This window comes from Cellulosimicrobium cellulans (assembly GCF_042723955.1).
GTDB lineage: Bacteria > Actinomycetota > Actinomycetes > Actinomycetales > Cellulomonadaceae > Cellulosimicrobium > Cellulosimicrobium cellulans_H.
Window position 1 is genome coordinate 13445 of record NZ_JBHXIC010000001.1, and the last position, 24442, is coordinate 37886.

18 protein-coding genes are annotated in these 24442 nt (G+C 74.9%); 6 read left to right on the forward strand and 12 right to left on the reverse strand.

Translation table 11 applies throughout. The features are described 5' to 3' along the window. Positions 1–117 precede the first annotated feature (117 nt). The 3 genes from ACFWH7_RS00075 to ACFWH7_RS00085 all read left to right on the forward strand — a co-directional run bounded on the left by ACFWH7_RS00075 (position 118) and on the right by ACFWH7_RS00085 (position 2629). A complete protein-coding gene (locus ACFWH7_RS00075) occupies positions 118–564 on the forward strand; it encodes a PadR family transcriptional regulator (protein WP_378214443.1) in 447 nt (148 codons plus the stop codon). Further along, positions 561–1316, forward strand: coding sequence for a hypothetical protein (locus ACFWH7_RS00080; RefSeq protein WP_378214444.1), 756 nt, complete (start codon positions 561–563; stop codon positions 1314–1316). The genes ACFWH7_RS00075 and ACFWH7_RS00080 overlap by 4 nt, the downstream gene beginning before the upstream one ends. Positions 1317–1483: 167 nt before the next feature. Beyond that, the gene (locus tag ACFWH7_RS00085; RefSeq protein ID WP_378214445.1) at positions 1484–2629 is read left to right on the forward strand and encodes a glycerol dehydrogenase; all 1146 of its coding nucleotides are present in this window, start codon (positions 1484–1486) and stop codon (positions 2627–2629) included. A gap of 84 nt (positions 2630–2713) precedes the next feature. Here ACFWH7_RS00085 and topA read toward each other — a convergent pair whose 3' ends face one another. From topA to ACFWH7_RS00100, 3 genes are all read right to left on the reverse strand, one after another. Continuing rightward, a complete protein-coding gene (gene topA, locus ACFWH7_RS00090) occupies positions 2714–5473 on the reverse strand; it encodes a type I DNA topoisomerase (protein WP_378214446.1) in 2760 nt (919 codons plus the stop codon). A gap of 168 nt (positions 5474–5641) precedes the next feature. Further along, positions 5642–6736: a phosphatase PAP2 family protein gene (locus tag ACFWH7_RS00095; protein ID WP_378214447.1), complete on the reverse strand. Its 1095-nt coding sequence runs from the start codon at positions 6734–6736 to the stop codon at positions 5642–5644. A gap of 62 nt (positions 6737–6798) precedes the next feature. Then, complete coding sequence (locus tag ACFWH7_RS00100; protein WP_378214448.1) at positions 6799–8514, reverse strand: ABC transporter substrate-binding protein; 1716 nt, start codon at positions 8512–8514, stop codon at positions 6799–6801. 136 nt (positions 8515–8650) lie between these two features. On the opposite strand from ACFWH7_RS00100, the gene ACFWH7_RS00105 reads away from it, so the two are divergent. Beyond that, positions 8651–9358 carry a TetR/AcrR family transcriptional regulator gene (locus tag ACFWH7_RS00105; protein WP_378214449.1) on the forward strand — a complete coding sequence of 236 codons (708 nt, stop codon included), beginning with the start codon at positions 8651–8653 and terminating at the stop codon, positions 9356–9358. Positions 9359–9433: 75 nt separating this feature from the next. Here ACFWH7_RS00105 and ACFWH7_RS00110 read toward each other — a convergent pair whose 3' ends face one another. Genes ACFWH7_RS00110 through ACFWH7_RS00120 form a run of 3 tightly spaced genes read right to left on the reverse strand, consistent with a single transcriptional unit; the run spans position 9434 to position 15526 of the window. Beyond that, positions 9434–13078 (reverse strand): ATP-binding protein, encoded by a 3645-nt coding sequence (locus ACFWH7_RS00110; protein WP_378214450.1) that lies wholly within the window; start codon positions 13076–13078, stop codon positions 9434–9436. 34 nt (positions 13079–13112) lie between these two features. Further along, positions 13113–13829, reverse strand: a complete 717-nt coding sequence (locus tag ACFWH7_RS00115; RefSeq protein WP_378214451.1) for a DUF4194 domain-containing protein — start codon at positions 13827–13829, stop codon at positions 13113–13115. After that, positions 13826–15526, reverse strand: a complete 1701-nt coding sequence (locus tag ACFWH7_RS00120; protein ID WP_378214452.1) for a DUF3375 domain-containing protein — start codon at positions 15524–15526, stop codon at positions 13826–13828. Before ACFWH7_RS00120 ends, ACFWH7_RS00115 begins: the two co-directional genes overlap by 4 nt. A 397-nt stretch (positions 15527–15923) precedes the next feature. On the opposite strand from ACFWH7_RS00120, the gene ACFWH7_RS00125 reads away from it, so the two are divergent. Then, positions 15924–16628 (forward strand): vitamin K epoxide reductase family protein, encoded by a 705-nt coding sequence (locus ACFWH7_RS00125; protein ID WP_378214453.1) that lies wholly within the window; start codon positions 15924–15926, stop codon positions 16626–16628. A 122-nt stretch (positions 16629–16750) separates the two neighbouring features. On the opposite strand, the gene ACFWH7_RS00130 is transcribed toward ACFWH7_RS00125, so the two are convergent. Further along, positions 16751–18247 carry a S1 family peptidase gene (locus tag ACFWH7_RS00130; protein WP_378214454.1) on the reverse strand — a complete coding sequence of 499 codons (1497 nt, stop codon included), beginning with the start codon at positions 18245–18247 and terminating at the stop codon, positions 16751–16753. 118 nt (positions 18248–18365) lie between these two features. Beyond that, positions 18366–19337, reverse strand: a complete 972-nt coding sequence (locus ACFWH7_RS00135; RefSeq protein WP_378214455.1) for a LysR family transcriptional regulator — start codon at positions 19335–19337, stop codon at positions 18366–18368. Between the two features lie 87 nt (positions 19338–19424). Here ACFWH7_RS00135 and ACFWH7_RS00140 point away from each other — a divergent pair, with 87 nt between their 5' ends. Beyond that, positions 19425–20105, forward strand: a complete 681-nt coding sequence (locus ACFWH7_RS00140; RefSeq protein WP_378214456.1) for a TetR/AcrR family transcriptional regulator — start codon at positions 19425–19427, stop codon at positions 20103–20105. 43 nt (positions 20106–20148) lie between these two features. On the opposite strand, the gene ACFWH7_RS00145 is transcribed toward ACFWH7_RS00140, so the two are convergent. From ACFWH7_RS00145 to ACFWH7_RS00160, 4 genes are all read right to left on the reverse strand, one after another. Next, complete coding sequence (locus tag ACFWH7_RS00145; RefSeq protein WP_378214457.1) at positions 20149–21837, reverse strand: DUF7059 domain-containing protein; 1689 nt, start codon at positions 21835–21837, stop codon at positions 20149–20151. A 103-nt stretch (positions 21838–21940) separates the two neighbouring features. Then, positions 21941–22477 carry a hypothetical protein gene (locus ACFWH7_RS00150; RefSeq protein WP_378214458.1) on the reverse strand — a complete coding sequence of 179 codons (537 nt, stop codon included), beginning with the start codon at positions 22475–22477 and terminating at the stop codon, positions 21941–21943. Positions 22478–22585: 108 nt separating this feature from the next. After that, positions 22586–23206 carry a hypothetical protein gene (locus ACFWH7_RS00155; protein ID WP_378214459.1) on the reverse strand — a complete coding sequence of 207 codons (621 nt, stop codon included), beginning with the start codon at positions 23204–23206 and terminating at the stop codon, positions 22586–22588. A gap of 93 nt (positions 23207–23299) precedes the next feature. Next, positions 23300–24037, reverse strand: coding sequence for a DUF981 domain-containing protein (locus ACFWH7_RS00160; protein ID WP_378214460.1), 738 nt, complete (start codon positions 24035–24037; stop codon positions 23300–23302). Positions 24038–24442: the final 405 nt, after the last annotated feature.

Here is a 24442-nt window from a genome sequence, read left to right on the forward strand (position 1 = left end):
CACTGTTATAACAGCGCTCATACGACATGCGCCAGCACGATGCCGTATGAGTCGGCCGGAGACGACCCGCAGGACCAGTAGGTTGCCTCACTAACTAGATAGCCGTACTGTCTAGTCATGAGGTTCGACGAGCGGCTCGACCGCGAGCTCCTGCGCGGCGTCCTCCCGCTGTGCGTGCTCGCCGTCGTCGCCGCGCACGGCCCCACCTACGGCTACGCGATCACGCGCGAGCTCGCGGACGGCGGCCTGGGCGCCGTGAAGGGCGGCACGCTCTACCCCCTGCTGCAGCGGCTCGAGGACGACGGGCTCGTCACGACCACCTGGCAGCAGGGCGACCGTGGCCCGAGCCGCAGGTACTACGCCGTCACGGACACGGGACGCGAGGCACTCGCCTCGGCCGCCTCTCGCTGGGACGAGCTGACGTCGGCCGCGACCGGCATCGTCGCCGCAGGTCTCACCGGCCGCGGTCCGCTCGACAGCCTCTCCGACGACCTCCTCCCCGACCACGCGGGGGACGCGACGGTCTCTCTCCCGACGTCACCCCACGGAAGGACCGCATCATGACCGACACCACGCGCTACGCGACCGAGCGCCGGTACGCGCCCCACGTCGACCCGCGCTGGGCCGAGGGCCTGCTCCTCGAGCTGCGTCTCCAGGGAGTCGCCGGGGACCGGATCGGTCCCGTGCTCGCCGAGGTGGACGCGCACGTGGTCGACAGCGGGGAGAGCGCCCAGGACGCGTTCGGCGACCCGGTCCGCTACGCGCGCTCGCTCGGACTTCCCGTGTCCCCGGCGCAGTCGCGGTCCGCGACGGCGCGTGTCGTCGCTGCCTCGGGCCTGCAGCTCGTCGGGATGCTCGCGGTGCTGTGGTCCTTCCCGGCAGTCCTCGACGGCGAGCCGCTCGAGGCGACCGCAGGCCTGCTGCTCGTGCTCGTCCTCGTGACCGCCGGCGTCGTCGCGCTCGGGGCCTTCGCCGACCGGGTGGTGCGCGCGGCGCTCGCTCGTCCCGTGCTCGTGGGGCTCGCGTGCGCCGGCGGGGCGGGAGCCGTCGTCGCGCTCGGTGCCGCGGTCCGGGCTCCCCTCGTCTCGGCCCCGGCGGTGGTCGTCCTGGTCGCCGGGGCACTGCTCCTCGCGGCCGCCACGGTGTGGGAGGCGGCCGAGCTGCGCGACGGTGCCGACCCCGTCGTCGGGCCCGGCGAGAGCGGGGCGGCCCCGCACGACCCCCGCGGCCGCCTCGCCGCGCTCACCGGGGTGCTCGCGGTACCGGTGGCGACGGTCGTCCTGGTGGTCGTCACGCTGCTGCTGCCGCGCGGCTGACCGACGGCAGGGACGCCGGCGGGCCCCGTCTCCGGGGGACCAAGGTCACCGGGACGCGCCCCGGGTGGTAGGCCCCCGTCGGGCGTGACACGTTGGGTGGACCGGCAGGACGCCCGCACGCGCGGCGTCGCCGACGGTGACCACCTTCCTCCGAGGAGAGATCCTGCATGTCCCAGATCCCGGTCCGCACCCTCATCAGCCCTCTGCGCTACGTCCAGGCCCGCGGGGCCCTCACGCGCCTCGGCGAGTTCGTCCGCCCCGTCGGGACGAAGCCGCTGCTCGTCGCCGACGACGTCGTGTGGGGCATCGTCGAGGACACCGTCGCGGGGTCCTTCCAGGAGCAGGACCTCCCCCGGCACCGCACGGGCTTCGGCACGTACGCCACCGCGGCCGAGGTCGACCGGCTCGCGCGCGAGATCGACGAGCTCGGTGCCGACGTGGTCGTGGGGATCGGCGGCGGCTCCGTCATCGACGCGGTGAAGGCCGCCGGTCACCTGCGCGGCATCCGCTGGGTCTCCGTGCCGACCGTCGCGTCCACCGACGCCCCGTGCTCCGCGCTCTCCGTCATCTACACCGAGGACGGGGCGTTCGAGGAGTACCGGTTCTTCCCGCACAACCCGGACCTCGTGCTCGTCGACACGGGCCTCGTCGCGAACGCGCCCGTGAAGTTCCTCGTCGCCGGGGTCGGGGACGCGCTCGCGACGTGGATCGAGGCGCGCGCCGTCGCCGAGGCGAACGCGTCCACCATGGCCGGCGGGCTCCCGCTCGTCACCGGCACCGCACTCGCCCGGCTCTCGTGGGACATCCTGCGGGAGAACGCGCTGCCCGCGATCGACGCCGTCAAGGACCACCTCGTGACGCCGGCCGTCGAGAAGGTCGTCGAGGCGAACACGCTCCTGTCCGGGCTGGGCTTCGAGTCCGGCGGCCTCGCGGCGGCGCACGCCATCCACAACGGCCTCACCGCGGCGCCCCAGACGCACGGGCTCACGCACGGCCAGAAGGTGAACATCGGCTCCGTCACGCAGCTCGTGCTGGAGGGCGCCCCGACCGAGGAGATCGAGGAGTTCGTGCGCTTCACGACGCGCGTCGGCCTGCCGAACACCCTCACCGAGATCGGCCTCACCACGGACGACGTCCACGACCTCACGCGCGTCGCGGAGGCGGCCACGGTCGAGGGCGAGACGATCCACGCCATGCCGTTCCCCGTGCGCGTGCCCGAGCTCGTCGACGCCCTGCGCTCCATCGAGGGCTTCTCGCGCCGCGTCCGCGCCGAGGCGGGCCTCCCCGAGCCGGTCGAGCACACCGCGCACTGACCGGTTCCGGCCGGTCGAGCCGGTGGTCGTGGCGCGTCCGGTGACCCGGGACGCACCACGGCCGCCTGCTCGGCGCGGAGAGTGCTACTTCTTGGCAGCGGGCTTTCGCGCCGCCGGCTTGCGCGTCGTGCGCTTCTTGGCCGGGCCCTGCGCGCGCTTCTCGGCGAGCAGCTCGATCGCGCGCTCCGGGGTGATCGACTCGGGCGTGACGTCGCGCGGGAGGGTGCGGTTGGTCTCGCCGTCCGTGACGTACGCGCCGAAACGACCGTCCTTGACGACGATCGGCTTGCCGGTGGTCGGGTCGTCGCCGAGCTCGCGCAGCGGCGGGGTCGCGGCGCGCTGGCCGCGGCCGCGCTTGGGCTGCTTGTACAGCTCGACCGCCTCGTCGAGGGTGACGGTGAACATCGACTCCTCGTCGGGCAGCGAGCGCGAGTCGGTGCCCTTCTTGAGGTACGGGCCGTAGCGGCCGTTCTGCGCCGTGATCTCCTCGCCCGACTCGGGGTCGGTCCCCACGACGCGCGGCAGCGAGAGCAGGCGCAGCGCGTCGTCGATCGTGAGGGTGTCGAGCGTCTGCGTCTTGAGCAGCGACGCCGTGCGCGGCTTGGGCTGCGCGGCCTTGGCCTTCTTCTGCGCGGCGGCGGACAGGCTCGTGTCGATCGGCGGGAGGTCGAGCACCTCCGTCACGTACGGTCCGTAGCGGCCCGCCTTGGCGACGATCTCGTTGCCCGAGACGGGATCGGTGCCGAGCACCTTGCCGTCGTCGGCGCCGGCCGCGAGCAGCTCGCGCGCCTTGGCGACGGTCAGCTCGTCGGGGGCGACGTCGTCGGGCACGGACGCGCGCGGCGGGTTCTCGCCCTCCTTGACCGGGACGGAGAGGTCTTCCACGTACGGCCCGTAGCGCCCGACCCGGAGCTGGATGCCCTCCCCGATCGGCACGGAGTTGATGCCCCGCGCGTCGATGTCCCCGAGGTTCGCGACGAGGTCGCGCAGGCCCTCGGCGTCCTCCCCCTTCGCGGCGTCGCCGAAGTAGAACTCCGTGAGCCACGCGACGCGGTCACGGCGCCCGGCGGCGATCTCGTCGAGGTCGGCCTCCATGCGCGCGGTGAAGTCGTAGTCGACGAGGCGGTCGAAGTGCTCCTCGAGCAGCCGCACGACGGCGAACGCCAGCCAGCTCGGGACGAGCGCCTGCCCGCGCGAGAGCACGTACCCGCGGTCCTGGATCGTCGAGATCGTCGACGCGTACGTCGACGGCCGGCCGATCCCGAGCTCCTCGAGCGCCTTGACGAGGCTCGCCTCGGTGTACCGGGGCGGGGCCGACGTCGAGTGCCCGTCCGCCGTGAGGTCGTCGCCGCGCAGGGCGTCGCCCTCCTTCATCTGCGGCAGGCGCGCGTCGTCGTCGCCCTTGGCGCCGACCACGGGCGCGTCCTCCGCGTACCGGTCGACGTCCGAGCTCTCCTCGTACGCGGCGAGGAAGCCGCGGAACGTGATGACGGTGCCGGACGCCGCGAACACCGCGTCACGGCCCGCGACGTCGCCCGCGGCCGCCGAGAGCGTCGCGCCGAGGCGGACCGACGCCGTCGACCCCTTGGCGTCCGCCATCTGCGACGCGACCGTGCGCTTCCACACGAGCTCGTAGAGCTTGAACTGGTCGTCGCTCAGCTCGCGCTTGACCTGCGCGGGCGTGCGGAACGAGTCGCCCGCGGGGCGGATCGCCTCGTGCGCCTCCTGGGCGCCCTGGTTCTTCGCGGCGTAGACACGCGGCTTCTCCGGGACGAACTCGGGGCCGTAGAGCTCGGCGGCCTGGCGGCGGGCCGCGGTGGTGGCCTCCGCCGACAGCGACGGCGAGTCCGTACGCATGTAGGTGATGTAGCCGTTCTCGTACAGCGACTGCGCCGTGCGCATCGCCTGGCGCGACGACATGCGGAGCTTGCGGCTCGCCTCCTGCTGGAGGGTCGACGTCGTGAACGGCGCCGCCGGGCGGCGCGTGTACGGCTTGGTGTCGAGCGAGCGCACGGCGAACGCGGCGTCCGCGAGGCCGGCCACGACGGCGCGGGCCGTCTCCTCGTCGAGGTGCGCGACGCCGTCGCGCGCCGCGGCCGCCTTGAGCTGGCCGCGGTCGTCGAAGTCGCGGCCCGACGCCACGCGCGCGTCGCCGACCTGCACGAGCCGGGCGCCGAACGCCTTCCCGGCGTCGGCGGCGGACGCGTCCGCGTGCTCGAACGTGCCGGTGACGTCCCAGTACTCCGCGGCGACGAACGCCATGCGCTCGCGCTCCCGCTCGACCACGAGGCGCGTCGCGACCGACTGCACGCGCCCCGCCGAGAGGCCCTGCGCGATCTTGCGCCACAGCACGGGCGAGACCTCGTAGCCGTAGAGGCGGTCGAGGATGCGGCGGGTCTCCTGGGCGTCGACGAGGTGCTCGTCGAGGTCGCGCGTGTTCTGGAGCGCGCGCTGGATGGCCTCGCGCGTGATCTCGTGGAAGACCATGCGCTTGACCGGGACCTTGGGCTTGAGCGCCTCGAGGAGGTGCCAGGCGATGGCCTCGCCCTCGCGGTCCTCATCGGTCGCGAGGTAGAGCTCGTCGGCGTCCTTGAGCGCGCGCTTGAGCTCCGCGACCTTCTTCTTCTTGTCCGCGTAGACCTCGTAGTAGGGGTCGAACCCGTGGTCGACGTCGACGGCGAACTTGCCGTACGGGCCCTTCTTCATGTCCGCGGGCAGCTCGGACGGCTGCGGCAGGTCGCGGATGTGCCCGACGCTCGCCTCGACCTCGTAGTCGTCGCCGAGGTAGCCCTGGATCTTGCGAGCCTTGGCGGGCGACTCGACGATCACGAGCTTGCGTGGCATCCGATCCTGCTTTCGTCCGTGCGTACGTGTCCGTGGCGGGCGCTCCCCGCCCGACGGCGGCCGGGCACCACCCGGGGCGCGCCCGGTGCGTCGTGGTGCCGCGAGGACGACCCTCCGGTCGTCCGCCGTGGCAGCCTACGACGTTACGCCAATCGCGCCAGCCGCACCCTACCGCCGAACCGGACGGGCGTCCGGGCGGGCTGTGGACTGGCGGACGAGGAGCAGGACGGCGAACGCCGCGGCGGTCACCGCGAGCACGCCCGCCACCCCGCCGGCGTACGCGGTGACCTCCTGCGCGGCCGTCGTGTCCCACGTCGCGGGCGTCGCCCGCAGCGCGAGCGCCGCCGCCACACCGGCCGCTCCCGCCCCGAGGAGGAGCAGCACGGCCATGACCGTCGAGCCCGGCGAGGCGCCGGCACCCGGGTCGAGCGCGGAGCGCGGCGTGAAGGCGCACACGAGCGCGGCCCACGCCAGGACGACGAGCACCGCGGCGACGACGTCGCTCGGCCGGTGCCACTGCCCGACGAGCGTCGAGATCCCGGTCGCGGCCGTGTACGCGCCGCCGAGGACCGCCACGAGCGGACGGGCCGCGCGCGGCACGACGAGCAGCAGGGCCGCGGCGACCGACCCGGCGACGGTGGTGTGACCGCTGGGCAGCGAGTTCTCCCAGTGCCAGCCGCCGATGAGCTCCTCGCGGCCGAGGAGCGAGTGCTTGACGAGCTGCGTCGTGACGTTCGCCCCCACGACGAGGAACGCCACCTGCACGGCGAGGCCCCAGCGGCGGCGCAGGAGCGCGATCCCCATGGCGGCGCCGAGGCCACCGACGACGAACGCGACGGAGACCGTGTCCAGGACCGGCTTGGCCACCGCCCAGAGCTCGCCCTGGCCGGTGACGGCGCCGTCGAACGCGGCTCGCTCGAGCATCTGCCCGGCGAACGTGTCGACGAAGAACCGCCACACGAGCCAGGCGCACGCGACGGCGAGCACCGCGACGACGGCGGCGACGACGCGCGACGCGGTGCTCGGGCCGTCCGCCTCGACGGTCGGGAGGGGGCGGGGCGCCGGCTGCGGCGCCGGCGGGTAGGACGCCCCGGGCGGGTACGGCGCGCCTGGCGGGTACGGCGCCGGAGGGGGCGGAGCGATCGGCGGGTACGGGGCGCCGGAGGGCGTGGGCGGCAGCACCGGCGGCGTCGCCGGGAGCGGTCGCGTCCCCGACCCGCCGCTGGTCGGCAGCGGCCGGGTCGGGGCGTGGTCGGCAGGCATCCCTCCACGGTAGAGGACGCGTGTGTGCGTTCGGGGAAGACGACGGGAAGAGCCTCCGTGCGCTACTCCCCCGCGCTGGGCACGAGCCGCGTGAGGATGAGCGACGCGGCCGGGCTCGTCGGCTGCGGCGACGCGTACGGGTCGGCGTCCGACGGGAAGCCGGTGTACGCGACGGTCGAGTACTGGGCGGCCGTCGGCCGGCCGAGGAGCGGGATCGCCGGGACCTGGTCCACGTAGACGTGCTGGATCGTGGCCAGCGCCGCGGCGCGCTCCGCCTCGTCGGTCGAGGACGCGTAGGTCTGGAACGCGGCGTCGGCCTCGGCGTCCTGGAACCGGCCGAAGTTGGCGTCGGCGCTGGTACCGAGCGGGCGCAGGTGGGCGCCGTTCATCTGGCTGGAGTACGTGTCCCAGGGCGTCGCGCCGCCGTCGGTCCAGTGCATCGACGCCTGGAAGTCGCCCTTGCCGATCTTGTCGAACCACTCGGCCTCGTCCTGCCCCTCGACGGTCGCGACGATGCCGAGCCGCGCGACCGCCTCCTTGACCGCCTCGAGCTCCCACATGTAGTCGGTCCACCCGGAGGGGTTCGTCAGCGTGAACGTGACGGGCGTGCCCTCCTCGTCCTGGAGGACGCCGTCCACCAGCGCGTAGCCCGCGTCCTCGAGGATCGCGGTGGCCCCGGGGACGTCGACCGCGAGGGCCCGGTCGGCGAGCTCGGGAGCGACGAACGGGTCGCCGGCCGGCAGCGGCAGCCCGGTCGCGCTGCGCAGCGGGGGCCAGACGCCGGAGGTGGCGGAGTTCGAGATGCTCTCACGGTCGAGCACGGCGTTCAGCGCGCGCCGCACGGCGACGTCGTCGAACGGCGGCACCTGCGTGTTGAGGAAGAGCGCGTCGATCGCCAGACCGGTCGGGGCGAACTGGTGGAGGTGGTCGGGGTCGGCGGCGAGGTAGACCCTCTCGTAGCCGGGGATGTACGCCCAGCCCCACTGCACCTCGCCGCTCACGTACGCCTCCGTGAGCGAGTCGTTGTCCGGGTACGCGACGTACCGCAGCTCGGGGACGGCGAGAGGTCCGCCCCAGTAGTCGTCCCGGGCCACGAGCGTGACGCCGTCGGTCGCGAACTCCTCCAGGACGTAAGGGCCCGTGCCGACGGGGTCGACGTTCGGGTCCTCCAGGAGCGTCCCGGCCGGACGGTCGGCCCACACGTGCTCGGGCACGACGAACGTGTTGATCGCCTTCGTGCGGTTGACGTACTGGCCGCTCCCGAACGTCACGACGACGTCCCGCCCCTCGACGCGGACGTCCTCGAACGGGAGGAGGTCGGGGTTGAGCGCGGGGTCGTCCCGGCGGAGCACGAACGTGAAGGCGACGTCGTCGGGCGTGAGGGGCTCGCCGTCGGACCAGAGCACGCCCTCGCGCACCGTGACCCGCAGCTCCGTGTAGCCCGCGTCCCAGGACCAGTCGCTCGCCAGCCACGGGGTCGGGTCCTGGGCGGGGTCGACGAGGTTGACCTGCGCGAGCGGCTCGTAGACGACGTTCGCATACCCGAGCTTCTGCGCGGCGGACCCGCTGTCGAAGGGGTTGTTGTCCTCCTCGTCCACCGAGTTGGGCATCCCGATCGTCAGCACCGTGGGGGCCGCCTCGGGCGTCGGCTCTTCGGCCTGGCCCACGAGGCTGCAGGCCGAGGCGGCGAGCACGGCGGGGACCGTGAGGGAGGCGACGACGGCCGCGCGTCGCACCACGGCGCGGACGGTACGGCGGGCGGGGATGCGAGCGGTCACGCGGGGCTCCTCGGCGAGTCCGTGATCTGCGGCGACGCCGGGCGCTCCGTCGCCCTCGACGCCATTCCGGGGGCGATTCAACCACACATTACTGACTCGTAAGTAAGAAAATTCGGGTCACAGTATGGTTACCGTCATGACCGACGCCACCCCCGCGCGGAGCGCCGCCGACGCCGCTCCCGCACGGACGCCCCGCCCCCGCCGCACGCGACCGGCGACGCTCGAGCGTCGCGAGGAGATCCTGCGCGCGGCGATGCGCGTGTTCGGGTCCAAGGGCTACCACCAGGGCTCGCTCGCCGAGGTCGCCGAGCAGGTGGGCATCACCCACGCCGGGGTGCTACACCACTTCGGCTCCAAGGACCGCCTGCTCACCGAGGTGCTGGAGTTCCGGGACCGCGTCGACGTCGAGCACCTCGAGGGACAGCACATCCCGGGCGGGCTCGACCTCTTCCGGCACCTCGTCAAGACCGCCGCGATCAACGCGGAGCGGCCCGGGATCGTCCAGGCCTACACCGTGCTCACGGGCGAGGCCGTCACCGACGGCCACCCGGCCAGCGCCTGGGTCACCGAGCGCTTCACCGGGCTGCGCGCCGACATCGCGGGCGCGCTGCGCGAGGTGGTCGAGGAGCGCCGTGCCGCGGGCGACACCGAGACCGACTACGAGCTCACCGACGCCGCGCTCGACCTCGCCGCGTCCACGATCATCGGCGCGATGGACGGCCTCCAGATCCAGTGGCTCCTCGACCCCGACGCCGTGGACCTCGCCGAGTCGACCGCGTTCGCGATCGAGTCGATCCTCGCCTCGACCCTCGCCGGGGCACGGCGACCGCGCCCGCTCGACTGACCGCTCGTCGTCGGGCACGGCGTCCGCTCACGGAACCTTGCCGAGACCGGCGTGCTCCCTCGCGCGACCGGGGTTCTACCTCGCTGCGGGCTCGGGCTCCGCCGCGGTCTCGAGACCGGCGTCCGACGGCGGTGCCTCGCCGGCCGGGCGACCGTCGCGGTACGCCGCGATCGACAGGGTCCGCAGGCGTGACGACCGGCCCGACGGGTTGTCCACGAACCCGACGGCCGAGATGTACGGCTCGATGACGTGGATCTTCTGCAGCGGCGTGACGATGAGGAGCTGCAGGCCCAGGCGGCGGAACAGCTCGAGCGCGAACCGGGTCGACTCGTCCGACCCCCGCCCGAACGCCTCGTCGATGACGACGAACCGGAACGCCGTCGAGCGCACCGCGCCCCAGTCGAGCTTGAACTGGTAGGCGAGCGACGCCGCGAGCACGGTGTACGCGAGCTTCTCCTTCTGCCCGCCCGACTTGCCGCCGGAGTCCGAGTAGTGCTCGTGCTCGGAGTCGTCGGCGCGCGACCGCTCGGACGCGGAGAGCACGAACCAGTTGCGCACGTCCGTCACGCGCCGGCGCCAGGCCTCGTCGAGGTCGGTCATGCCCTCACGCCCGCGGAACCGCTCGACCAGCGCCTTGACGCGCAGGAACCGGTCCTCCGAGTACGACAGCGCGCCGTCGCCGTCCGCGAGGGACCCGTCGCCCTCGGCCAGCGCGCGGTCGTCCTCGGCGAGGATCCCGTCGCCGTCGGTGCACGCGCGCAGGTCCTGCTGGAACTCGCGGACCTCGAGGTTCGGCGTGCGCGACATCTCGAGCCGGATGTACCGGCCGGGGTTGTAGTCGATCGCGCGGAGCGAGTCGTTGATCGTGTCGATCCGGTCGCGGATGACGTCGGCCTGCTTGGCGAGCTCTGCCGCGAAGCCCGCGATGTCGCGGATCGCGTTGGTGTTGAGGTACGCCTTGAAGTCGGCCTCGAAGCGCGGGAGGTCGTCGCGGACGAGCCGGTCGTGGATCTCGCGGTAGCCGGCGGCCGACCGCACGTCCGCGTCGAGCTCCGCCGTCTCCACCGGGTACGCCGAGCGGAACGACGCCATCTGCCCCGCGACGCGGGTCCCGAGGTCGGCGCGCTCGCGCTGCGCCTGCTCGGCCTCGGCCGTGAGCCGCGAGCGCACCGCGTTCTCGACGGCGTCCAGGTCGGCCGCGCGCGTCGGGCCGGCCGTCCCCTCCCGGTCGGGGTCGGCGGGCCCGACCGCTGCGAGCTCGCGGTCGAACTCCGCAGCGAGCGCCGCCGTCGTCTCCTCGTCGAGCGTCTCGCCCGCGCCGTCGAGCACCGCCCGCGCCCGCTCGCGCGCGGTGCGCGCCTCGTCGAGCGCGTGCCGGTCGGCGCCGAGCGTCGCGACGACGCGGTCGCGCTCGGCCTCCAGCTCGCCGTGGCGGCGCGCGTTGTCGTCGAGCAGGCCGGCGATCCGGCCGAGCTCGTCGCTCGCCTGCTCGAGGCGGCGCTTCTCCTCGGCGAGCTCGGCGATGCGCGCCGTCTCCGCGCCGCGGTCGAGCTCGTCCCAGTCGCGGTAGACGTCGAGCCGCCCGAGCGCGACCGAGCGCGCCTGGAGCTCGCCGCGCACGGCGGCGGCCTCGTCGCGGCGCCGCGCGAAGGTGTCGCGCCGCGCGGTCACCTCGGCCGCCTGCTCGAGCAGGGCGTCGATCTTGGCCTGCGTCGACCATCCGAGCACGTAGCCGCGGCGGTCGTCGACCGCACGCGTGTCGTTCTTCTCGTGGTGGTCGGGCGAGTGCTTCACCTGGCCGGCGCGCGTGATCGCGCGGGGCAGCCGGCGGAAGGCGTCGAGGTCGGGCGCGCACGCGTGGTCCGCGCGGCGCTCCAGCTCGGCCTCGACCCACGCCGTGAGCGACGGCGCGTCGTCGAGGCGGCGCACGTCGAGCAGGTCGGCGAGCAGCGGGACGTCGTCGCGCGACGCGGGCCGGGCGGCCGGCACGCGGTCGGGCACCCGGTGGTACACGAGCCGCAGGCCCAGGTGCTCGCGGTCGACCCACGCGGCGACGGCCTCGTAGTGCGCCGCCGGCACGAGGAGCGAGAGCGCGAAGCCGCGCAGCACGCGCTCGGCCGCGCCCTCCCAGTCGGCGTGCTCGGGGCGCACCGCGAGCAGCTCGCCGACGAACGGCACGTCACCCGGCGCGAGCCCGACGCCGGCGCACAGCCGGTCGCGGACCTCCAGGTGGGTGCGGGGCAGGTTGGAGCGGCGGTCGGCGAGGCTCGCGAGCTCGGCCTTGACGTCGGCGGTCTCCTGCTCGACCGCGCGGACCTCGGCGGCGACCTCGCTCACCCGCTCCTCCGCCCGGGCGAGGTCCTCGCGCACCCGCACCGCGGCGTCGTCGGCCTCGCGCCGCAGCGCGGCGAACGCGTCGGCGTCGACGAGGGCGGCGGCCACGGCCGCCGCCCCGCCGCCGAACCCGGGGATGTCGCCGGGCTCGGCACGCGGGGGTGCCGCAGCCCCGTGTTCGGCAGCGTCGGAGCCGCCGAGCGTGAGGCCGGCGGCGGCGGCGTAGCCCGCGAGCTGGGCGACGCGGCGCTCGCGCGCTGCGCGCTCGACCTCGCGACGCGCGACCTCGCCCTCGATCGCGGCGAGCCGGTCACCGCCGTGCCCCGCGCGATCGAGCTCGAGCCGCTGGCGCTCGGCCGCGAGGAGTCCCAGCTCGTCGCCGACGCGCTGCCGCCGCGCCTCGCCGTCCGCCACGCGCTCGTCCAGCGCGCCGATCAGCCCGTCGAGGTCGGCCACGCGGCGCGACGCCGTGAACGCGCGGAGCGCGTCGCGCCGGGCCACGAGCGCCGCGGACCGCTCCCCCAGCGCGTCGTGCGCGTCGCAGTCCGCGAGCAGCGGCGCGAGCCGCTCGATCTGCGCGGTGGCCCGCACGACGGCGTCGTGCGCGCTCGTGAGGTCGTCGAAGTGCGCGACGAGCCGGTCCGTCCACCGGTCCGCGTCGAACGGCTCGAGCATGTGCTCGCGGACGAACTCGCCGAGGTCGCCGACAGACTTCATCGACACGGTCTGGTGGAACAGGTCCATCGCCTGGTCCGACGGGATGCCGAGCAGGCGGCGGAAGTCGCGGCCGTACTCGGGGAAGTGGTCGCGCACCTGGGCGCCCGACTCGCGCAGCCGCCGCCGCAGCGCCGCCACGTCGCCGCCGAACCCCGCGAAATCCTCGGTGATCGTCAGCGGCCGGTCGGCCGTGACGAAGAACCGGTCCGGCTGGCCCGACTGGCCCTGCGCGAGCCAGAACACCTGGGCGAGCGTGACCTCCTGGTCGAACCCGCGGTTGGAGAACCGACCCAGCACCACGGAGTAGGTACCGCGCTCGCGGAGCCCGACGTGGCGCGTCGTGCCCGTCGCCTCGTCGCGCTCGGACTTGTAGTGGCCCGCGACGTACGACCGCAGCGACCGCTCGCGCGCCCCGGCGCCGGCCGCCTTGTTGTAGGAGATGCGGTGCGACGGCACGAGCAGCGTCGTCACGGCGTCGACGATGGTCGACTTGCCCGACCCGATGTCGCCCGTGAGGAGCGCGTTGCGGCCGTCGAGGTCGAACGCCCACACGCGCTGGTCGAACGTGCCCCAGTTGAGCACCTCGAGCCGCTCGAGGCGGAAGCCCGCCCGGGCGTCGAGGTCCGCCGCCGGGTCGTGCAGCTCGACCGCGCTGAACAGGCCCTCCATCACGCCACCGTCCTCGTCGTCGTGCCTGCGCTCGTCACTGCGCCCGTCCCCGTGCCCGCCGTGCCGACGACGGCCCGCGCGTCCCGCCGTCCGCGGCGAGCTCCAGGTACTGCGCGAGGCGCGCGTCGAAGTCCGCGAGCCACTGCGCGTCGACGAACGCCTTGAGGATGCGGCGCACCTCGTACCGCCGCGCGTCGCCCGCGGCCGGGTCGCCGTCCTCGAACGGGGCGGCCCCGCCGTCAGGCGCGCCGTCCGGGTCGGGGCGGCCCGCCGGGCGCAGGAAACCGAGCTCCACGACGCGTCGCACCAGACCGTCGACCCGGTCCACGAGCCGCGCCTCGTTGGCGGCGGCGCCCGCGTCCTGCGCGAGGAAGACCCGCAGCAGGTCGACGATCTCCGTGCGCGCGAGCACGAGGCGCGTCTCGCCGCCCTCGGAGTCCGCCTGCGCGAGCCGCTTGCGCAGCAGCGCGAGCAGCAGGCTCACGTCGAACGGCAGCTCGCGGCGCGGGATCAGGCGGGGCACGCGCTCGTCGCGCTCGTGCTCGGGCTGCGAGCGCAGGTAGGCGTAGCCGTCGCCCTCGTCGACGACGACCTGGAGGCCCATCATCGCGACGGTGTCGCGCACCTGCGCCTCGCGCGCGAGCAGGTCGCGCCACAGCGCCTCGCCGGACTCTCGGTAGACCACTCCCTTGAGCAGCGACGTCACGACGACGGACAGCTCCGGGTCGCGCGCGGGGCGGGTCGTGCTCACGGGGTCTCCTCCGGGGCGGGGTCGGCGGTGTCGTGGGGGTTCTCGTCGGGTCGGGTCGCGGACGGGCCGCCCGGGACGGGGACGCGCGGCACCCGCGGTGCCCCGCCGGCCGGCCCCGTGCGCCGCGCGTACGTGACGCGGGGCAGGCGCGCGACGCGCACCACCGGGTCCGGCGCGCCGTCGTCGGCGACCGGCCCGCTCGGGGCCTCGCCCTCCCAGCGCACCTCGTCGGTGCGCTCGTCGTCGTGCACGACGACGAAGCGCGGGTCCTCCAGCGACAGGTACGTCACGAGCTCGGCCAGGCCGTGCTCGAGCGGCGCGGCGGCGAGCACGTCGGCGAGCGCGACCTCCCCCGGCCCTCCCGGGGCGGTGAGCGTCGCCCGGACCGTGCGTGCGAGCCGCTCGGGGTCCACGTGCACCTGGTCGTAGAGCGCGTCGACCTCGAAGTCGTCGTCGCCGACCTCGACGTGGTCCGAGTCGAGCCGGGCCGTCGGTCGCGGCGTGAACAGCGGCCGCTCCGTCGGCAGCACGACGTCCGGGGCGACGGCGTCGACCACCATGCCTGGCGGGCCGCCCGGTCCGCGGCGGACGTCGCGCGCCGCGAGCGCCTTCGCCTCGACGCCGCGCAGGATGTCCATGACCCGCCGGTTCTCCAGCCACACCTGGTCGTCGAGGAAGCGGCGGAGCTGCTCGGAGAGCGTCCGCACGGTCGCCTGCGTGCGCTCGCCGGCGTCGAGCCAGTCGTAGTGGACGCGCCGCAGGCGGCGGTGCTCCTGCTCCCGCGCCGCCGCGTCCGTCGTGGCGGCGTCCACGACCGGCCCCGGCGCCCCCGGGGCCGGCCGGACGACGTCGGGCGCGATCGCGTCGAGGGACTGCACGCGCTCGACGAGCGCGGCGAACTCCTCCTGGCGGCGGCGGTCGAGCAGGAAGTCGTAGAACGCGTGGAACGAGCGGCCCTGGTCGGACTCCGCGATCGCCGTGCGAGACCGCACGACCTCCTCCAGCAGCTCGCCCTTGGCGCCGTCCCAGCCGGTGATGCGCTCGCGCAGGTCGCGGTCCAGCGAGCGGAAGTTCGCCTCGACCTCGCGGAAGTCGGAGAGGAGGTCGGCCGCGGTCTGCGTGAGCTGCTGGTAGCGGTCGCGCTGCGCCGCGGCGTCGAGCACGGCCACGCGCCCGGCGCGTACCTGCGCGATCTCCTCGTCGATGGCGGCGCGCCGCTCCTCGAGCTCGCGCAGGCGCTCCGCCGGGTCGGTCTGCGTCCCGACGGCGAGCTGGCGCAGGAGCTCGAACACCGTGTTGAGCCGCGACTCCGTGCCCACGAACCCGCGCCCGCGCAGCGACGCGACCCAGCGCACGGCCTGCTCGACGGCGGGCGTCGCGTCGTAGTGCGGCTCACCGGAGCCCGGCGGGTACCAGGCGCGCAGCCAGCCCTGGTCCGGGTGGGCCCAGTGGTCGACGTACGCCTGCGGGGCGCGCGGGTAGCGGGGTTCCGAGCCGGACGCCCGGGCGGACCGGCCGTCGACCGCCCACAGGTGGTCGTCGAGCCGCGCGACGAGCTCGCTCTCGGGGATCGCGCGCACGTTGTCCTCGACGAACAGCGTGCCGAGGAACGACAGCACGAGCGGCGCCGTGTCCGCGCGCAGGAGCCGCCACGCCGCGCTCGACCGTCGCAGGGAGTCGACGTCGTCGTGCTGCACGCAGGTCCTCTCGGGCGGTGGGCTCGGGCCGGGCGGCACCGCGGGGAGCGCGGGCGCCCCCAGATCTTAGGCGGGGACGCCCGCACCGCCGGGACGACCCACCGTCGTCGCACACCTCGGCCGAGAACGACACGACGCCCCGTCGAGCACGACATGGCGGTCGTTCTCGGCCCCTCGACGTCTCTCATGTCGTGTTCGACGGGAAGCGGGGCGGGTTCGGCGGGTTCGGCAGACAGGATCCGGGACCATGGTCCCTGTCGGCGGCGGGTGCGCGCTCCGTAGCCTGGGTGCGGCGCCGAGCCGGCAGCGCGCCCACCCTGCCGGCCGGCGCCACCTTCTGCCCGCCCGCCGGGGCGTCCCCCGACCCGGCGGGGCCCCGCGGACCCGAGGACCGCCCGTGACCGGAACGACCACCGCCCTGACGGACGACGCGCGACCGGGCGACCGGACGCCGTCGGGCACGGAGCGTGCGCAGGACGCGGCGTTCGACCCGTTCGCGAGGCCGACCGGCTGGACCCACTCCCGCGGCGTGCTGTTCGGCGAGATGCTGCTGTTCGGCCTGCTCAGCCTCACCGCGGCGTTCGTGCTGTCGTACGACGCCGTGCTCCTCGCCGCGAACCCCACCGCCACGCTGTCGTGCGACGTCAACACCGTGCTGTCGTGCGGGACGGTCGCGCAGTCGTGGCAGGCGCAGGTGTTCGGATTCCCCAACGCGTTCCTCGGCCTGGTCGCGGAGCCGATCGTCATCACGACGGCGGTCGCTGCGCTGGGCGGCACGCGGTTCCCCCGCTGGTTCCTCTTCGCCGCGCAGTGCGTGTACTTCCTGGGCGTCGTGTTCGCCTACTGGCTCTTCTACCAGTCGATGTTCGTCATCGGCGCGCTGTGCCCGTGGTGCCTGCTCATCACGGTCTCGACGACGCTCGTCTTCGCGTCGCTCCTGCACTGGAACGTGCTGGAGGACAACCTGTACCTGCCGCGGGCCGCGCAGGCACGGATGCTCGGCTTCGTCCGCTCGGGGGCCTACGGGTACCTGGTGGCCGCGTGGCTCGTGGGGCTCGCGATCCTCGTGGTGCTCAAGTACGGCCCGGCGCTGCTGGCCTGAGGGACCCCGCGCGCGGCGCGCCGCGGCCACGTCCCTGCACGCCGCCGAGCACGAGGTTGCTCCCGGAAAGAGGGCGGGAACGACGGCAACCTCGTGCTCGGCGATCGGACGCTCAGGGCGGGTCAGGGGGTCGTGACCCCCAGCGAGTAGGCGCCCGACCCCGCGTACGCGTGCACCACGAACCGGTAGTAGCCCGCCGCGCCGTCGTACGACAGCGACTCGTTCGCCCCCGGCGACGTGGACTGCGCGACCGAGACCCACGACGACCCGTTCCACCGCTGGAGGTACAGGTCGTAGTCGCTGCCGGCCGGGCCGGTCACGCAGCCGCGGTGGGAGCCCGCGGTCGCGGCCGTGTAGTACGACCCGTTCGGCTGGACGGCCGTCGCCCCGGCCGAGAGCGTCCCGGAGTACGTCCGGGCGTAGCCGGTGCAGCCCGTCGGCGGCTCGGGGTTGCCGCCCCCGCCGTCGCTCGTGACGAGCGTGAGCCCGTACGCGGAGAGGATCTCGCCGACGGGCTGGAAGTACGTCGTGCCGCCGGAGGAGCAGTTGCCGGAGCCGCCCGACGTCACGCCCTGCGCCTGGTTGCCCGCGAGCAGCGAGCCGCCGGAGTCGCCCGGCTCGGCGCACACGTTGGTGCGGATGAGCCCGGTGACGGTGCCCTGCGCGTAGGTGACCGAGGCGTTGTACGCCAGGACCGTCCCGCAGTGCCAGCCCGTCGTGGAGCCCGACCGGCACACCGACGCGCCGACCGGCGCCTGCGTCGCCCCGGCCACGGCCACGCGGCCGCCGGCGTAGTTGTTCACCGCGCCCACCGGCGTGTTGCCCGCGTCGACCTGGACCCAGGCGTAGTCGTTGCCGGGGAAGCTCGACCCGCGGAACGTGCCCGACGGGCCGGACGTGCGCGCCCCGGTCGAGCCGCAGTGCCCGGCCGTGACGAACCCGCCCTGGACCGCGAACCCGACGGAGCAGCGGCTGCCACCGCCGATCGTGTAGGCGTTGCCGCCGACGACGTCGATCAGCGGGCGCGGGGTCTCGGTCGTCTCCTCGTACGCCACCGCCTCCGCGGGGACGCCCGCCGCGGCGACCTGCGCGGCGACGTCGGCCTCGCCGCCGTCGCGCACGGAGACGACGACGCGGTTGCGCGTCACGTCGACGTACCAGCCCGGCAGCGCCGCCGGGTCGTCGGCGAGGGCACCGTCGAGCGTCGCCCGCCAGGTCTCGAGGTCGGCGAGGGTGTGGTCCACGCTCACCGCGGTGGCGCCCTCGGCCCGCACCGCGCGGGCGTCGGCGGCGTCGGTGACGCCGACGTAGAGGACGTTCGCGGAGTCGTCGACCCAGGAGCCCGCGTAGTCGGCGCCCAGGCGACGCTCGAGCGCCGCCTCGGTGCCGGCCGCGTCGGACTGGAAGGCGAGGCGCGTCCGTGCGTCCCGCGCGCTGAGGCCCAGGTCGCGCTGGAGCGCGCGTTCCAGGCCGGGGGTCGTCTTGGGGACCGCGCGCACCGTCGCGCGCTGGTCCTCGGGGGCGGGCGTACCCGCGACGGCGTGCGTCGCGGCCGCGCCCGTCAGGAGCGTCGCGGCGGCGGTGACCGCGGCGATCCTCCTGCGGAGTGGTCGTGTCATGTCGTCCATTCCCTTCGCCGGGCCCGGGTGGCCCGGTCGAGGGCCACGCTAGGGAGGCACCCAGGACGCGCCCAGATCACGATCAGGTCATACGCGGGCGCTATGTGCGGGAGCGCCCCTACGCGATCTCCACCGGGTGCTCGGCGCGCCAGCGCCGGTAGCGCGGCGAGCGCTGCACCGCGTCGCGGTGGGCCCCCGCGGCGGCGCGCGCGATCACGTCCACCGGCAGGCGCTCCGCCGCGTCGCGGCGCCATCCCACGTGGTGCGTCCAGCGCAGCGGAGCCCCGTCGAGGGCGACCGTCCGCACGCCCGGCGCGTCGAGCAGCACGGGCTGGACGAGCGCGACCGCGTGGCCGCCGCGCACCTGGTCGATGCACGACGTCCGGTCCGACTCCCCCATCGCCCGCGGCGTGAACCCCGCCCGGACGCACGCGCTCACGAAGCACCGCTCGAAGCACCCGCTGCCCGGGGCCGTGAGCCACAGCGCGTCGGCGAGCTCGCCGAGCCCGACGGCGTCCCGCGCCGCGACGGGGTGGTACTCGTCGACGAGGACGAACACGGGGTCCGTCGACACCGCCGTCCACACGAGCCCTCCGTCGGTCGGCGGCGACGCGTCGTCGCACATGCCGACCAGCGCGACGTCGAGGGTCCCGCTCGCCAGCCGCTCCGCCGTCTCCTCGACGGACCACGACGTCGCCGTGGTGACGAGGAGGTCGTCGACCGCGAGGGCCGCGGGCAGCGCCGCGTGCAGGCGGCTCGCGAACAGCCCGCCGATCGCGGAGCTCACCGTCCCCACGCGGACGGACCCCGCCGTCGCCCGGTCGCTCACGTGCCGCCGCGCGTCGTCGACGAGCGCCGCCATCGCGGGCAGCACGACGCGCGCGTGGCGCAGCACCAGCTCGCCGAGCTCGGTCGGGCGCGCCCCCTGGCGGTCGCGCGTGAACACGCACCCGCCCAGCGCGCGGTCGATCCGGTTGAGCTGGGCGGTGAGGGCGGGCTGGGCGAGACCGAGCGACGCCGCCGCCTTGGTCACGCTGCCCGACTCGGCCACCACCACGATCATGCGCAGGTGACGCACCTCGAGGTCCATGCGACCTGAACGTATCGGTGCGGCCCAGCCCTGTCTCGCGGCGGTCCCGCCGGTCTCCGGGACGGCGCGAGCACCTAGGCTGCCCCCGTGAGCGCCGACGACGACGCAGGCGTCCCCCCGACCCCGGGCTCGCGCGGTCGGGGCGGCCGTCGCCGCCAGGAGATCCTCGACGTGGCGGCGGCAGCGTTCGCGACGCGCGGCTACCACGGGGCCTCGCTCGCCGAGATCGCCGACGAGGTGGGGATCTCCGCGCCCGCGATCCTCCACCACTTCCGGACCAAGGAAGGGCTGCTCACCGCGCTCCTCCACGCGCGCGACGCCGAGGACGCGGACGACGGCGACGGCGGTCCCGCCCACGCGTCGTCCCGCCCGCACGGGCTCGCCTACCTCGACCACCTCGTCGACACGGTCGCTCGCAACGTCGCGCGGCCGGGCATCACCCAGCTCTACGCGGTCCTGTCCGCCGAGTCCGTCACCGACGGGCACCCCGCGCAGCAGTGGTTCCGCGACCGCTACGTCGGCCTGCGCGCCCTGGTCGAACGCGCGCTGGAAGAGGCCCTGGAGCGGGGCGAGGTGCCCGTGGGCACCGACGTCGAGCAGACCGCGGCGGCGATCGTCGCCGTCATGGACGGGCTCCAGGTCCAGTGGCTCCTGGACCCCGACCGCGTCGACATGGTCGCCGTGACGCGACGCACGATCGACGCGCTGCTCGCCGCGCTCGGCGCACAGTCCGGGGCGGTCCTGGACGGCCCGGCGGCCGAGGCCTGAGGCCCGGCGCGCCCGACGACGCGGGGTGACCGCGACCCCCGCGCTACGCGGCTGGGGCGAGGAAGCCGTCGCGCACCAGGCCTCGCACAGCGGGCAGCAGCTCGCCGGCGAGGTCGGCCGCGGGCACCTCGAAGAGGGCGGCGATCGCTCCCACGAGCTGGCCGACCGTCAGCTCGCCGTCGCTCGCGCCGACGAGCGCCGCGAGCCCGGTCGAGGCCTGGACGGCCCGGCCGAGCCCGTCGCCCTGCCGCAGCAGCACGACCGTCGGGTCCGCAGCGCCCGGCGCGTGGAACCGTTCCTCGGTCACGTCGGCCGCGACGGCGAGACGCGCACCGGCGAGGGCGTCGTCGTCACGCGCGGTGAGCCAGTCGTGCGCCGCGAGCGACGCCGCGAGGTGAGCGCCGAGCGGCTGACGGACGGGACCCGTGTGCTCCTCGAGCCGGCGCAGCGTCGGACGCGCGCCGTCGACCGGGCGCCGCAGCGTCACGATCCCGAACCCGACGGCCTCCACGTCGCGGGCCGCGAAGTCGTCGAGCCACGCGGCGTAGGCGGCCGCCCACGCCGCGGGCTCGCGCTCCGGGGTCGTGCCGCCGTCGCGGATCCACGTCTCGGCGTACTCGGCCGGGTCCTGCACCTCGCGCTGGACCACCCAGCCGTCAAGACCTGCCGCGTCGAGCCACGCCCCGACGCGCTCGTCCCACGGGACGCCGCGCCGGTGCTCCCAGTTGCCGAGGAGCTGCGCCACGCCGCCTGGCGCGAGCACCGCGCCGACGCCCGTCACGAGGTCGCGCACGACGTCGTCGCCCGCCCGCCCGCCGTCGCGGTACTCGTACTCGGGCAGCGCGTCCGCCCCGTCGCCCCCGCCGCGCGGGGTGATGACGAACGGCGGGTTCGACACGACCAGCTCGAACCGCTCGCCCGCCACGGGCTCGAGCATCGACCCCGCGCGGAGCTCGATCGGCGCGCCGGGCCCCGCCACCCCGGCGTCGGGCACCGTGCTGATCGCCGCGTCGAACGCTGTGTTGACGGCTGTGTTGAACGCTGTGAAGCCCAGGGCGCGGCGCGAGATGTCGGTGCCGACGACCGACCGCGCGTGCCGCGCGGCGTGCAGGGCCTGGATCCCGCAGCCCGTCCCGAGGTCGAGCACGCGCCCGACCGGGGTCCGGACCGTCACCTGCGCGAGCGTCAGGGACGCCCCGCCCGCGCCCAGGACGTGGTCCGGGGCGAGCCGCCGGCCCGTCGCGAGCTCGCCCAGGTCCGACGACAGCCACCACGTCACCGGGCCCGCCGCGTCCGACGCCGCGTAGGGCCGCAGGTCCACGACGGCGCGCACGGCGTCGTCGTCGGCCGCGCCCGCGGCCTCGACCAGACCGAGCCGCCGCGCGCCGTCGACCCCCGTGCGCCCGAGGGCCGCGTCGAGCGCGGCGCGCGGGACGTCGTCGCCCAGGAGGAACAGCGCGGCCAGAGCGGCCGAGGGGTCGGACTCGCGGCCCCGCAGCGCGCGCCGCGCCGGCACGGCCTGCTCGCGGTGCAGCGCGGCCGACGCGACCGGGCCGAGCACCCGCTCGACGCCGTCGACCGTGAATCCCGCCGCCGCGAGGTCCTCGCGCAGCGTCGCCGCGGCCGCCGCGAGCTCCGCCGGCGCCAGGCCCGCACCGGGCGGGGGTGCGCTCACGACGACGTCCGGCACGGCGGGCGTGGAGGAGGCAGGGGCGGCGTCGGCGGGAGGCATGGGTCCATCCTGGCGGATCCGTCCGGGGACGGCCGGTCCGACCCCGGACGCACCGGACCCCGGCGCGCCGAGGCGGGCCGGGGTCCGGTAGGGACAGGAGTCGTCAGCAGTTCTGCGTGCCGTACACCGCGACGTTCTGCGCGGAGGTCTGGAACGTCTCGTCGGTCATGGCCGACGTGATGGCGGACATGTCGGCGCTGGCCGGGTCGTCGACCGCGGTCTTGAGGGTGTCGGTGAGCTGGCGGAAGACGCCGGTCACGTTGTCCCAGTCGGCGCTGATCTCGGCGGGAGCCTCGGCGGCCTCGAGCGACGCGGTGAACGTCTCGAACTCGGTCACGGCGCCGGCCGGGTCGCTCGTGTCGATCGAGCCGAGCGAGCTCTGGGCGTCGATGAGGGTCTCGTAGGCGGTGCAGAAGTCGCCCGACGCCTCGGCGTCGCCGGTCTCCTCCTCCGTGGTCTCCTCCGACTCGGTGGTGTCGCTGGCCTCGTCCTCGGCCGGGGTCGTCTCCTCCGACGCGGTGGTCTCGGAGTCGGTGCTCGCGTCGTCGCCCGAGCCGCTGCAGGCGGCGAGGCCGAGCACGAGCAGGGCGCTCGTCGCGAGGGCGGTCGTGCTCTTCGTGATCGTCAGTCGGTTGCGCATGGGACCCATGGTTTCCCATGCCGGTGCCCTGCGCGCCCCCAAACCGCCGAGGTGGGGAGCCCTCCCCATGTGTCGAGCGCCACGGGGTGAAAACCCGCCGCACCCCGGTCAGCGCGCGCAGCCCGCCCGGAAGTAGTCCGTGACGGCCTGCGACGACGTCGTGAGCGCGGCCGTGTCGATGCGCCGTCCGACGCGGTCGATCGCCCGGGACAGCTCGTCCGTGTCGCCCGCGCCGGTCGCCTCGACCTCGTCGGCGATCATCGTGAGATACGTCGTCACGACGGCCCAGTCGCGGGCGATCTCGCCCGGGGGCGTGGCACCGGTGAGCGCGTCCCGCGCCGTCGTGAAGCCGTCGACCAGCGCCTCGGGGTGCTCGACGGTGAGGTTGACCTGCGCCTTGGCCGCGGCCCCCCAGGCGACCTCCGCGTCCCGGCAGACCGGGTCGACGGCGGTCGGGGCGGCGGGGTCCGCCGTCGTGCCCTCGCCCCCGTCCCCCGGCTCGGCCGCCCCGTCGTCGGGCACGACTCCCGGGGTGTCGGCCTCGCTGCCGTCGTCCACCGGGGCGGCGGCCCCGCCCTCCGCCCCGGCGGGCGGGGACGGTGCGGCGGCGGGTGCCGCGTCGGGCAGCGACACGACGTCGAACGCGCCGCTCGCGACGACGGCGAGGCAGAGCCCGGCGACGACGGCGAGGACCGCGGCGTGTGCCACGACGCGCACCGGTGATTGCATGGCCCTATGATGACGCCTCGCACGCGCGAGGCGAACCCCGCGAGCCGTCCCGGCCCACGGGGTCCTGGCCTGCCGCTCGGCGTCGGCCCGTCGTCAGCCCATCGTGTTGACGATGAGCCCGATGTGGGTGAAGAAGTTCATGGCGCCGAACAGCAGGAACGCGACCCCGGACAGGCCCCAGGCCCAGCCGATGACGGTTCGCACGGCGCGGCGACCCGAACGCACCGCGAACGGGAAGAGGATCGCACCGACGCCGACGAGCGCGATGAGACCGGACATGAAGATCGCCTCGACGAGCGGGTAGGCGGCGAACGCGCCCGAGATGGGCTCCTCCGGCGGAGCGGCGAAGAGCTGGTACGTCACGCCCGCGATCGCGATGGCGACGAGCCCGAGGCCCATACCGAGCACGAACACGGAGACGGGGCGGGCCACGGCCTGCAGGTGCTCGGTCGCGTCCGCGCGCTCGAGCGCCGCCCGGCCCCGCGTCCACAGGTAGAACGCCGCCGCGAGCAGCAGCACGCCGAACGCGAGGCTCGTCTCGCCGAAGATGATGTTGTCGAACGGGAAGCCACCCGCGGCGAGCGGCCACGTGAGCGTCATGTGCAGCCCCGTCGCCGTGAGGATCGTGCCGAGCACCCCGAACGCGAGCGACCACCCCTCGACGACGACCTTCCGCGGCGACCGCAGCAGCTCACGCCCGAGCATGACGAGCAGGATCAGCCCGGCGCCGACGGCGACGGACATCACGGTGTTGTAGGTGGGCATCTGCGCCCAGTCGATGACGAGCCCCTCGGCGGCGACCATCTCTGTCCACTCCTCGTTCGTTCCCACGAGCCGCACTCACGACCCGAGAGCAATAACCATACGCACGTATAGGTTATTCCTGACCGCACCGCGCAGGGCCGTTCGCACTGCCGAGCAGATCCCTGCTGCACCGAGGCAGACCCGCCGGCCCGCGAGGTAGAACCCTGGTGGGCTGAGGTAGAACCCTGGTCACGCCCACGGCCGCAGGCCGCCCGCCGCAGCCGGATCGCCCGAGGCAGCCGGTCGACCCGCACCAGCCCGCGCGCGCTCACGGCACCGCAAGAGACGGTCCGCCACCGCGAGCAGTCGCCCGGCCGGGCGAAGACCAAGGCGAGACGACACCGGGCGGGGTGGGTGGTGGTGCCGCGTCGTGGGCGGGCCTGGCGGGAGCCGCGAGGAACGAGCGGCGGATGGTAGACACGGCACCACCAC